Origin of the sequence: Thalassotalea sp. PS06, from assembly GCF_007197775.1 — a bacterium.
Classification (GTDB): domain Bacteria; phylum Pseudomonadota; class Gammaproteobacteria; order Enterobacterales; family Alteromonadaceae; genus Thalassotalea_A.
Genome location: NZ_CP041638.1, coordinates 399,666 through 411,554 on the forward strand (window position 1 = coordinate 399,666; position 11,889 = coordinate 411,554).

At 44.5% G+C, this 11,889-nt stretch carries 13 protein-coding genes; 11 read left to right on the forward strand and 2 right to left on the reverse strand.

Annotated features, from left to right (window positions below; genetic code table 11):
- Positions 1–5: 5 nt before the first annotated feature.
- The 3 genes from FNC98_RS01775 (at position 6) to arsH (ending at position 3,678) form a co-directional block, all read left to right on the forward strand.
- Positions 6–875 (forward strand): sugar phosphate isomerase/epimerase family protein, encoded by an 870-nt coding sequence (locus FNC98_RS01775; protein WP_143579648.1) that lies wholly within the window; start codon positions 6–8, stop codon positions 873–875.
- Between the two features lie 202 nt (positions 876–1,077).
- Positions 1,078–2,397, forward strand: a complete 1,320-nt coding sequence (locus FNC98_RS01780) for an MFS transporter (protein WP_409574571.1) — start codon at positions 1,078–1,080, stop codon at positions 2,395–2,397.
- Positions 2,398–2,913: 516 nt separating this feature from the next.
- Positions 2,914–3,678: an arsenical resistance protein ArsH gene (arsH, locus tag FNC98_RS01785; protein ID WP_143579650.1), complete on the forward strand. Its 765-nt coding sequence runs from the start codon at positions 2,914–2,916 to the stop codon at positions 3,676–3,678.
- Between the two features lie 122 nt (positions 3,679–3,800).
- Here the strand turns inward: arsH and FNC98_RS16755 are convergent, their stop codons facing one another.
- Positions 3,801–3,962 (reverse strand): hypothetical protein, encoded by a 162-nt coding sequence (locus FNC98_RS16755; protein WP_185968029.1) that lies wholly within the window; start codon positions 3,960–3,962, stop codon positions 3,801–3,803.
- 331 nt (positions 3,963–4,293) lie between these two features.
- Between FNC98_RS16755 and dusA the strand changes: the two genes are divergently transcribed.
- From dusA to FNC98_RS01825, 8 genes are all read left to right on the forward strand, one after another.
- Positions 4,294–5,265, forward strand: coding sequence for a tRNA dihydrouridine(20/20a) synthase DusA (gene dusA / locus FNC98_RS01790; RefSeq protein WP_260680640.1), 972 nt, complete (start codon positions 4,294–4,296; stop codon positions 5,263–5,265).
- A gap of 745 nt (positions 5,266–6,010) precedes the next feature.
- Positions 6,011–6,211, forward strand: coding sequence for a hypothetical protein (locus tag FNC98_RS01795; protein ID WP_143579652.1), 201 nt, complete (start codon positions 6,011–6,013; stop codon positions 6,209–6,211).
- A gap of 668 nt (positions 6,212–6,879) precedes the next feature.
- The gene (locus tag FNC98_RS01800) at positions 6,880–7,200 is read left to right on the forward strand and encodes a hypothetical protein (protein WP_143579653.1); all 321 of its coding nucleotides are present in this window, start codon (positions 6,880–6,882) and stop codon (positions 7,198–7,200) included.
- A gap of 2 nt (positions 7,201–7,202) precedes the next feature.
- A complete protein-coding gene (gene pspA / locus FNC98_RS01805; RefSeq protein ID WP_143579654.1) occupies positions 7,203–7,865 on the forward strand; it encodes a phage shock protein PspA in 663 nt (220 codons plus the stop codon).
- 181 nt (positions 7,866–8,046) lie between these two features.
- Complete coding sequence (locus FNC98_RS01810) at positions 8,047–8,259, forward strand: PspC domain-containing protein (protein WP_143579655.1); 213 nt, start codon at positions 8,047–8,049, stop codon at positions 8,257–8,259.
- A gap of 283 nt (positions 8,260–8,542) precedes the next feature.
- Entirely contained in the window at positions 8,543–8,875 is a 333-nt protein-coding gene (locus tag FNC98_RS01815; RefSeq protein WP_143579656.1) for a hypothetical protein, read from the forward strand.
- Positions 8,876–9,274: 399 nt separating this feature from the next.
- The gene (locus FNC98_RS01820; protein ID WP_143579657.1) at positions 9,275–9,712 is read left to right on the forward strand and encodes a copper chaperone PCu(A)C; all 438 of its coding nucleotides are present in this window, start codon (positions 9,275–9,277) and stop codon (positions 9,710–9,712) included.
- A gap of 73 nt (positions 9,713–9,785) precedes the next feature.
- Positions 9,786–10,778, forward strand: a complete 993-nt coding sequence (locus FNC98_RS01825; RefSeq protein WP_143579658.1) for a DUF2333 family protein — start codon at positions 9,786–9,788, stop codon at positions 10,776–10,778.
- Positions 10,779–10,781: 3 nt separating this feature from the next.
- On the opposite strand, the gene FNC98_RS01830 is transcribed toward FNC98_RS01825, so the two are convergent.
- Positions 10,782–11,792, reverse strand: coding sequence for a LacI family DNA-binding transcriptional regulator (locus FNC98_RS01830; protein ID WP_143579659.1), 1,011 nt, complete (start codon positions 11,790–11,792; stop codon positions 10,782–10,784).
- Positions 11,793–11,889: the final 97 nt, after the last annotated feature.

An 11,889-nucleotide genomic window follows, 5' to 3' on the forward strand; every position in this document is an offset into this window, starting at 1 on the left:
GAAAAATGAAACGAGTAATGTCTGCCTTAGTGTCTGTGTTTGCCATGCTTTGTATGGCGGTTACGAGTCCGCTAGTGATGGCAAAACCCGCTAAAACCCTGCCTCAAGTCAGTGTTCAGCTGTGGTCGGTAAAAGAAGACTTAGCCAAAGATGTCGATGGCACCTTAACAAAACTTGCCGAACTTGGATTCGCCGGTGTCGAATTTGCCGGAGAATTCGGTAAATATGCGGATAATCCTGAAGCACTAAAGCAAAAAATGGATGCGTTGGGGCTTACTGGCAGTGGTGCTCATGTCAGCTTTGAACAGTTAAACTCCGATAACATTAAACAAACCGTCGCTTTTTATCGCACTCTGGGGGTAAGTTATTTGATTATTGGCTGGGATGAGAGAGCCTGGGATGAAAAGCGAATTGATGAAGTGGTGACTCTGTTAAATCAGGCGGCTGAAGACCTCAAGGCTTATGATATGCAGGTTGGCTTTCATAATCATGACCACGAATTTAACACCTACCAAAACGCAACGTTCTGGGATTATATCGCCCGTAATACCCAAGGTTCTGTAATCATGCAGCAGGATGTTGGCTGGACCACGTATGCTGGTAAAGATCCGGTTGAATATGTGAAACGCTATCCGGGACGCACGCAAACGACTCATTACAAAGTGGTGGCTAAGGATAAATATCCAGATTTGGTGCCGCTGATTGGTGAGGGAGCTACCGATTGGCCAGCTTTGGTAAGCGCCAATATTGAAGTCGGCGGTACCCACTGGCTGGTGGTTGAGCAGGAGGAAAATCCGGAGGGACTAACCCGGATGCAGGCCGTAGAAAAATCCTATCAGGCATTGCTCACCTTCTTGCAGCAATACCAGAAATAGTCAGGCTATCCTGCCCAATAGGCTTAGCCGACTTGTTCAAGCTAATTAGATAGTTATGCGGCTCACAAGATGCGGAATTTGAGTTATCCATGGATGTGAGCCAAGCTTGATGCAAGGTAATTGAACCGCACTTACGTGCTAACCTACAGGATTTATTATCCAGACCATCTCTCCGTTTCGACGCATCTTAATTATTTTCACCCTGGTATTTAGCGGTGAGATAATCTTCAGCCTGCCATTTCATGTAGCGCGTTTTTTTCGACCCAGCTTTCTCGAAGTTTTTCAGCTTAACAACACTCAGTTAGGGGACGTGTTTGGCCTTTATGGTTTGTTAGCAATGCTCGCTTACTTTCCAGGTGGTCCGTTAGCCGACAGATTTTCCGCAAAAATATTAATGACGATATCGCTCTGGCTTACCGCCGCCGGCGGTCTTTATCTGGTGCAAATTCCGTCGTTGAGTGGACTTACCTGGTTATTTGCCTACTGGGGCGTGACGACGATTTTTCTATTCTGGGCAGCAATGATCAAGCTTACCCGCTTATGGGGCGGTGAAAATTCACAAGGTAAGGCATTTGCAGTATTGGATGGTGGACGCGGTTTTGTCGCTGCCGGCGCAGCAACCATTGGGGTCGTATTAATGGCGTTGGTAGCTCCAGAAGTAACCAATGGCGCTGAACAGCAGCGCCAGGGCCTGCAAGCGGTTATCAGTTTCTATGGCATCGCCACATTTTCGGCAGGACTTCTGGTATTACTTATTATCCCATCGGAAAATCATCAGGATAAATCGGATACAGCGCAATTCAATGAATCGTCTGATAAACCCATTGATAAGCCGCTTGATAACCCGGTTAATAGCCCCATTGATAAGCCGGGGGAGCAGCAATCTGGGCAAAGCGTTCGTTCAGAGTATACCCTTTGGGAAGATATTGGTTATGTGCTTAAGCGTCCGGTTATCTGGTTACAAGGGTTAATTGTTCTGACCGCTTATTGTGGATACAAAGGGCTGGATTATTTTGGCCTGTATCTAACCACCGTGTTTTCTTATACCCCTATTGAATCCTCGCAATTTGTTGCCAATGTGTCGTATGTCAGACTTGGCGCTGCAATAGTGGCAGGGGTGATAGCCGACAAAATAGGCATAGGCAAAACCGTTACTGCAATTTTTGTGTTGCTTCTGGCAAGTTTCCTTATCTACCTGCCGTTTGGCGATGCGGAAACCGTGTGGATTAAAGTCAATATTGTTGCCACCTTTTTGTTGGTGTTTGCGGTGAGGGCAATTTATTTTGCCTTGTTGGAAGAAAGTCAGGTGGCAACCAGTCGTACCGGCATTGCCGTGGGTATTATTTCCGTAGTCGGATTTACTCCGGATATTTTCTTTGCACCAATTGCCGGACGATTATTGGACGGCGCACCGGGCGTTACCGGTTTCCATCACTTGTTCCTATTGCTGGCGGTGATATCGGTTATTGGCGCTGTCGCGAGTTGGCGCCTGTTAACGCACATCAAACAAAATCTCTCATAAAAAAGCCCTGCAGAGCAGGGCCTTTCACCAGACAATTAGCAATAGCTAATGCCTGAGAGCTATTTCCAGATACTATTCCAAGGCAACCCTAGCTGATGATGGTAAATCTATTGATGTTTTGTTGCCCTTAACCGCCGACAGAGTAGTGCAGATAGACTTTACTGGCCTTCGCGATACAAAAGGCCGTCAGGTAAGTGTTGATAAGGTTTATTACACCTTGAATCAGTTGCTTAAATAAAAATAATTGAAGCTAGTTACCGTTGGGACTTTCCTTAGGAAGACACCCTGACCGTAACTAGCTAACGGCAACTAGAAGCATATTTAGATGCTCCTCGAGATAAGTAATATCTCGACTCCAACATTTCAGTTTACTGAAACTCCACCTTCAAAATACTCAGTATTTTGACTCCAACTGCGAAGCTTCCCTCTACAACTATGGAAAATACTTAAATTAATTTCGTCTTTTTCTAACGGCCTTCGTCTTATAAGTAAAATGTCCAGGAACCAGGAGAAATTATGGACTATTTGCAAAACGAAACCTTTAACTTTGCGCCCAAAACTTTGGCGACAAGTACCCACAAGCCACGCATACTCGTACTTTATGGCTCACTGCGAGAAAAATCCATGAGCCGTTATGCGGCCATTGAAGCGGGAAAAATTCTCGAGTACTTTGGCGCTGAGATAAAATTCTTTAATCCAAAAGACCTGCCATTGTTTGATAATGGCGAATCTGTGCAGCACCCAAAGGTGCAGGAACTGCGCGAGCTGGTGAAATGGTCAGAAGCTCAGGTTTGGTCATCGCCGGAAATCCACGGCAATATGTCTGGGGTAATGAAAAACCAGATTGACTGGATCCCGTTAAGCGATGGTGCGGTGCGCCCAACCCAAGGGAAAACTCTGGCGGTCATGCAGGTAAGTGGCGGTTCGCAAAGCTTTAATGCTGTGAATAATATGCGAATTCTTGGCCGTTGGATGCGAATGTTAACCATCCCAAACCAATCGTCTGTAGCCAAAGCCTGGCAGGAATTTAACGAGGATGGATCGATGAAAGCATCCGCATTTCGCGAGCGTATTGTTGATGTGATGGAAGAGTTAATGAAGTTCACGCTATTAACACGTGACAACAAAGACATGTTGGTTGACCGCTACAGTGAGAGAAATATACAAACGAAAGCGCGTATAGAAAAGGAAGTTGCTCAAGCTGATGTTATAGAAACGTCAAAAGCTAAACCGTCATGCTGCAGTCCTGAGAAACCGCGAGTGAAAACATCTTGCTGTTAAAACGGACTCAGCGAAATCTAGCTCCAAAGCTTGCTTCCGGGGCTGGGAGTTCTGGGCAAATGGGCGCAGCTATTGCTACGCTTCAAAACACAATAGAGCGTTTTTCTGAAGGTAGATGGCGATTAGTTATAGCCTAAGACAAAACACGTTTCGTCTTTCTCTACCTGACGACGCTCATCGCGTTTTGTAGAACCAGTGTTCATGCTCTCCTGGCGGTGTTGATTTCTCAACTCCTCAGTTTCTTCGGAGTCAGATGATACTTTATTAGCATTCGTTTCTTGCATAATACGCCCTCAAAAACAGCAGATCTAATTTTTAGTGTACTAAAACCTCAAAAAGTTGCTCGCCCTTTTCCGGGCATTTACCCCTAATACCGCCCTCCTTAGCCTGCCATATCAACAGCTGATAGCACATAATTTGTTTATTGTTTCAATTGAATCAACAAGTTAAAAGAAAGATTGCTACTCAAATTTTTACTGAAAATTTCGAGAAATTTATTTGTTTAAATTTGTATCCAAGCATCCTGAACTTGTTGGTCTACAAGCCCCTGCGTTATAATTGCAGCACTTTAGTTTTTGAGAAATGTGTGTGAACGATAGACTTTCTGTGGCGCCAATGCTGGATTGGACTGATCGCCATTGTCGTTATTTCTACCGGGTGATGAGTAAAGAGACGGTGTTGTATACCGAAATGGTGACAACCGGGGCGATTCTTTTTGGTAAGGGCGATTACCTGGCGTTTAATGAAGAAGAACATCCTGTGGTGTTGCAACTTGGTGGTAGTGACCCAAAAGCGATGACCGAATGTGCCAAAATCGCTGAGCAGCGCGGCTATGATGCCATCAACATTAATGTTGGTTGTCCATCGGACAGGGTACAAAATGGTCGCTTCGGTGCTTGTTTAATGGCAGAACCTGAGCTGGTGGCGCAATGTGTCAGCGATATGCAAGCAGCGGTTTCAGTGCCAGTTACGGTCAAATCCCGTATCGGTATTGATGATCAGGATAGCTATGAGTTCTTGCAAAAGTTTATTGAGATTGTTTCCGCTGCAGGATGCGAGCATTTTATCATTCACGCTCGCAAAGCCTGGTTAAGCGGTTTGAGCCCGAAAGAAAATCGGGAAATTCCACCACTGGATTATTCTCGCGTCTATCAAATTAAACAGGATTTTGAAGCGCTGAAAATCTCCATTAATGGTGGTATCACCAGCTTCGAGCAGTCTTTAGAGCACCTGAATCATATTGATGGGGTGATGATTGGCCGCGAGTTTTACCAAAATCCCTATTTGATGGCAATTGCCGATCAGGTGATTTACGGTAAAGACACACCCATTTTAACCCGCGAAGCGATTATCGATGAGATGTGCGCTTATATTGATCAGCAAATAAAGCCTGCAGCACCGGGACAGCATACACCGCGTGTCTGGCATATCGTTCGTCATATGCTGGGGTTATGTAATGGTTTGCCAGGCGCGAGAAAGTTCCGTCGCTATTTGTCTGAGAATGCAGGTAAAGAGGGCGCGGATTCGCAAGTGCTGCGCGAAGCCTTTGCTTTGACCGGCCAGGCGGTTACTGAACAGGCGTCTTAGCTACTACATCTTAATCCAGCGTTAAATGCAATGTTAAGCGGGACACTTTAACTGTCCCGTTTTTGATCCTGTCTCTTTTACATCCCGCATTTAAACCGACAGTTTCAAGTCATATCCCCATATCGGAAAATCGGTCCTGATTTACGGAAATCTACTTGATTGTTTTTCTCTTAACCTTGTGGATTGAACCGAAGAAAGGCTTGCTTCGTAAAGGTTTCGAAAATTAATTTATTTTTATTTGCGCCAAACTGAACCTTTTTGTAGTTTGCTGCGACTAAAGAGTAAATCCAAACCAAGACATGGTAAGAGTGGTTTAAAAGCTGGTACAGAATGTACTCTATTAATTCAAAGAGCAATACAAAGAGCAGTAGACCCAGCAATACAAAGTAACCTGAACAACACCGGGTTTGGTAATTTTAACTGAGATTAGGACGAGGCTGACATGCCAAATTTAATTGTTTTTTTCGCTATCTTAATGGTTCCGGCAGCCTGTTTGCTGGGTAGTTCTATCATTGCGTCGCTTCTGGAACGGGAAAACCTTGAGTCTGTGCGTAAGTCGCAAATGCCTTCTACGAACAATAACTAATCTCGGCCCCAGACTAACTCCTTATTTAATCTCCGCTCCACTCGTTGCCCTGCAACAAGGTTCTCCAACATCCAATTTCACTATTAAATTTTGATTCCCTGTAGTGTCAGGGAATGACGCAACTAAAAGCTTTATTTGCCTAAGAGGTAAGCGCTGCTGGTGGAAGAGGTAAGCGCTGCTGGTTATGGCCATGGATTGGTCGGTATGCCGAAAATGCATGGATGCCGGCATGGACGCTGGTATGTCGGAAATGTCTGGAACATATTTCCGATTCAATTTTCGGTGGAAGAAAAAGCCACTTCTGCTTCCACCTTCCACCTGCCAACCAGCGCTAGGCGCAATCTTCGATTGCATGCTTAGAACGAAGGGGACATGTCGCATGCGACACTACGGGTACATAAACCACAGGTTTATTCCGGGTACGCAACGTAAATCGTTGCTCCGAGTACATGAATCGAAGATTCATTTCGGGTTAGAGCGGCTCTAAACTCGAAGGGCGTTGTCTGCCCGTACCCGGAACAAAATCTTGATTTTGTGTACCCGGAACCGAAATTACTTTCGGTGTACTCGAAACAAATGACCCTTATCAGCGTGCCAGGAGTGAAACGTGCCAGGAACGAAGTGTGCTCTGATCTTCCACCTTCCACCTTCGACTTCCACCTTCCACTTCCACCTTCACCCCTCTAGTGCTAAGCGCAATCTTCGATTGCATGCTAGGAGCTGATTATCAGCGTGCCGGGCGTGAAACATGCTAGGAACGCAGTGTGCTCTTATCTTCCACCTCCCACCTTATTCTCCCACCTTTTTGTTATGGTTGGTCAAATCCACTAACCGGTTGGTGAAATTTGCCAATTAACGAACAAAAGCATCGAGCCACTTTTCCCTGTTAAAAAATCACCATCCTCTACAGCCCTTTAAAAACAATGGGTTAACAAAAAATAACAAATTGGCACAGCACTTGTAAGTACTAAACCATCAATTAGTGATTAATTAACAAAACATACATATCAGTATGGTAAGGGTTGAAAATGAACACGTTAAGTAAACAAATCGGTATCGCCTCATTAGTACTTGCTACAAGTGCTTTCTTCTCCACGGGTGCAAAGGCTGAGCAGTTGGTGTCTTTGCAAACGGCCCTGGACATGATGGTAGAAAATCAAAGTCAAATGGTGGCAAATCAGTTGGACCAACAAGTTGCAAACAGCATCGCTCAGGAAGTGAATAACTTCAAAATTGATGCTCAGTATGTAACCGACAAAGGTGTACCTACTGTAACCATCACCGAAATCAGCAACTTCGATAAAGATGAAGCTGATTCAGAAAAATCTAAAGAAGCAACAGGAGAATAAAAATGGGTATGTTTTCTCGTCTGACGGACATTATTAACGCCAACATCAATAGCTTGCTGGATAAGGCGGAAAACCCTGAAAAGATGATCCGCTTGATCATCCAGGAAATGGAAGAAACCCTGGTCGAGGTTCGCACCTCGGCCGCCAAGCAAATCGCTGAAAAGAAGACGCTAACTCGCCAGCTACGTGCGCAAACAGAAAAATCTGCGCAATGGCAGGAAAAAGCTGAACTTGCTATCAGCAAAGGTCGTGACGATTTAGCTCGCCAGGCACTAGTAGCAAAACAGCAATGTCAGCCGGTAATTGAAGACTTAGAAGCGCAACTTGCTCAGGTTGAAGAATTACTTGAGTCGATTCAGAACGATACGGCTCGTCTTCAGGACAAGTTAAATGAAGCAAAACAGCGTCAAGAAGCTTGCCTTAAGCGCCAAAAAACTGCCGAAGTGCGTTTGAAAGTTCGCGAAACGGTAAAGTTTGAGCAAATTGACGATGCGATTTTACGTTTTGAGAAGTTTCAGCAAAAAGTTGATGGTCTTGAAGCTCAGGTTGAAGCCTATGATATGACCGAAGCGAAATCGCTGGAAGCTCAGTTCCAGGAGCTGGAAGCTGAAGAGTCTATCGAAGAAGAGTTACAAGCAATTAAAAAGAAAGTTGCCAACGGATAGTTGGCAACAGTATTCAGCCACAAAGTAAGTGCTGAAGAATTAAGGAGAAGGTTATGTTCCCGTTTTCACTGATGATGACAGTTTGGTTAGTACCCGTAGTCACCTTTTTTATCGGTGCCGGTGTATTTGGGTTAACTCGTTATTTGCATGGTTAAGATGAAGTGTTTTTTGCGGAGGATGTATGAATAAAGTGAAATATAAAATTGAGCGCAGCATTGCCAAAGACCAGGTTCATAAAAAAATCTGTGGCGTTTGTGCCGGACTTGCGCGTCATTTTTCAATGCCACGTATCGTGGTACGAGTGTTAGCTATTTTAGCGTTAATTATGATGCCAACCGTAACTTTAGTTGCCTACGGTGTCGCCGCGCTAATCATGCCTAATAGGTATTTGTAGGGCTAGTTAACCTTTTCTGGCCGAATTTTGTTCAATCAACAAAAGTGAAATTACGAAAAAGATAGATTGACGAAAAAATAATGAAGAAACAATCAATTGAATTCTTCGAACAGCGTTTGTTTTGAACCTGACCTGCGTTTTTTCTTCTTACCGTACAATGAGTACGATAAAAAGAAAAAGACTTGTTCAAGCTCCAAACAATTCACTGCAAAAATGACCCTAAAAGGTCAACAACCCCTAAGTGCTGCATGGGGCTGCACTTAAGTGAAATAAAGGAGTTATCATGTCATTCACCAAGTCCTTGTTACTGGCCATTATTGCCACATTATTGCTGACCTATTTGTTCGGCAACACTGTGTTCTCCTGGTTGGGCGTGGATATTGTGGTAGATGACCACGTCGTTGAGCCCATTGAAGGTATTGCCATCGCCGCACTCGTTGGAGTGATCCTGTTTGTGGTTGGCCTGACAATTTTTATCAGCGTTTTTGGTACGCTGATTCTGGTGCTACTCGCGGCATTGGCTGGTCTGGCATTTGTCGGTCTAACCGTTTTCTGGCCAATATTATTAATCGGATTTATCGTCTGGTTACTTTGTAAAGAGCCTGCGCCTGAATAAACAAAACAAAACCAAACTACCTGGAACTACATAATACCAATCACATTAAATTATTACTCACTCAGTGAGCATTTAAAGGCTTTTAGGTAAGGTTTTGAGTACAGAGAATAGTCGCTCCTTTACCAAAATCGGTCAAAATCAGTAACGCAGTATAAACGCCTTTAAAACTCACCCGAAGGGAGTTTATCAGAGGCCTATTTACGGCCCTATATTTCAGTAATATAGATTGACTATATCAATGAAATCTATGTTGTAACTGAACCTCTGCCCTAACTCTGAGCTGTGCACAAACTTAGTGTAATTGGTATAAACAGAATAAAACTCGCTTGCTGAGCATTGATAAATAAGAGATTATTGTAAAAGAGTTATTACAAGGTGTAGTTCCAAAGGTATCAATCGATGAAAAAAATCATTTCTTTAATCAGTCTACTGTTTTTACTTCCAAGTGCTTTCGCTCTTGATGTAGAAGTTAACGAACCTTACATGCGCGAATTAATCCCCGGCACAAAAGTCACATCGGCCTATATGACCATTAAAAATAACGGTGATGAAGACATTAAGCTGGTAGCGGTAAGTGGCGATGTGAGCCCAAGAATTGAAATTCATGAACACACCATGAAAGATGGCATGATGCAAATGGGGAAGCTTGATTCTATTATTATTAAGGCCAATGACGAAGTGACGTTACAGCCTCATGGCTTGCATTTGATGGTGTTTAATCCGTCTTCACCGGTTAAAGCCGGCGAGCAGGTAAACCTGGTTCTGCACTTTGATGATGAGCAGAAAACCGAGGTTTCAATGCCGGTAAAAGGCTTAAAACCTGCTCATAACCATTAGAGCGTAAGTCGAACGGCTAGGCCCTTCGCAATAAACGCTCCGCAAACGCACAATAAACGCTAAGGAAACTAACATGGCTTTTTTCACGTCTTTTCGAGCACTTTCTATTGCCGGTGCTGTGGTGGTGTTTCTGTTTTATTTATTAGGGGGTTTCTGGAGCTTCGAACCAGACACCTTCAATGTTAAAGAAGCGGCGATACAAGAAGCCAAGGCGAACAATGTTGATCCGGTTGTGGGCTACACCACCACAACGACCTTGATTAAAGTTGCCGAAAAGCTTTGGGATAAACCTGGTGGGTATCTGTCGAATGACATTATGCCGCCTTCGGTATTTCTCGATAATATTCCTGCCTGGGAATTCGGGGTTCTGGAAATGACCCGGGATCTATCCCTTGCCATGCGTCAGTCATTCTCCCGTTCACAATCCCAGTCTTCGGAAAATAAATTCCTGAAAAGCGCTCAGCCTAAGTTTAACAATGACGCTCATAAATGGGCGTTTCCAAGTGCTGAAAGTATGTATAAAAAAGGTGTTCAGGATCTATATAAATACCGCAATGTGCTTGCCGACCCTTCGCAACAAGGTGCACAGTTTTATGCTCGTGCTGACAACTTGCACGACTGGTTGCGAGAAGTGGAGAAACGATTAGGTAGCTATTCGCAACGCTTAAGTGCCAGCGTGGGGCGTAGCCAGTTAAATACCGATTTAGCGGGTGATCGTAACGCCCGTCAGTCTACTCAGGGTAGCCCGGAATATATGGTAAAAACCAGCTGGTGGAAAATTGATGATGAGTTTTACGAAGCTCGAGGTGCGTGTTGGGCACTACTGCATTTTCTAAAAGCGGTGGAAGTCGATTTTGCCGATGTATTAAAAGATAAAAACGCCAACGTCAGTTTGCAGCAAATTATTCGTGAGCTGGAAGCTAGTCAGGCGACCGTATGGAGCCCAATGGTGTTAAATGGTAGCGGCTTTGGTTTATCCGCCAACCATTCATTAGTAATGGCTAACTACATCTCACGAGCTAACGCCGCGCTAATCGATTTACGCGAACTACTAAGCAAAGGCTAATCGCTAGCCCTTTTGCACAGGGCCTGTACTTTTTCTGACAAGCAGCTGATGTTTGACGATAATATCTGCATCGGCTGGCTTGTTACCCTCAATCCATTGCAACAAATATTGAGCCGCCTGCTCGCCAAGCAAACGCCCAGGTTGTTGAACCGTCGTTAGCGGTGGCTCGTTATATTCTCCTACCTGTAAACCATCAAAACCAACCACAGAAATATCGTCGGGTATATTAAGGCCTGCTTCTCGAACAGCTTTGCAGGCGCCCATCGCCATTTCGTCATTAAAGCAAAAGATAGCTGTGGTTTCAGGAAGTCTATGGATGATTTCTTTACCGGCCAGATATCCTGATTTTAGTGAGTAATCGCCGGCAACGATTTGCTTGTCATCGAGCGCTAGCCCTTTTGCCTGCCAGGCTCTTCGAAATCCCTTCAGACGTTCATAGGTATTTTGATCATCGCTAAGGCCGGTAATAATCGCGGCATCTTGATGCCCCAATGCAATCAGGTGTTCAGCAATGTCGGCGGCGGCACCGGCATTATCGATACGAATGGTCGGGTAGGGGGTATTGGCGCTACCACCAGCGGAAATTAATGGAATTTCGGTAGTCGGTAACAGGGAAATACTCGGGTTGAAAGTCGCAAGCTGAATAATGCCATCTGCCTGCTGGGTTTCCACCAGATTGATAAATTTATCTTCCCGCAGAGGACTGTCTTGGGTATCTCCTAACAACACATTATATCCCGCCTGTTGGGCCACCGATTCTATGCCCCGTATTAATTGCGCGAAGAATAGGTTTTCAATATTTGGGATCAGTACAATCAGGGTGTTGGAACGTTTATGACGAAAATTTTGCGACAGCAGATTTGGACGATAGCCTAACTCATCAACTGCCTTTTGAACTTTCTCCAGCGTCTTTTTACTGACCCGCTGTGGCTGACTGATCGCTCTTGATACCGTGGCGATTGATACCCCGATATGCTTGGCGACTTCACGAATAGTGATACTTTTTTGTTTCATTTGTCTGTCAGCATCCACTGATGATGGTGTTTTAATAACCGGATTGTAATTTAGTCCGATTCATTATAGATTGTATGGTAACCGGTTACATTTTGCG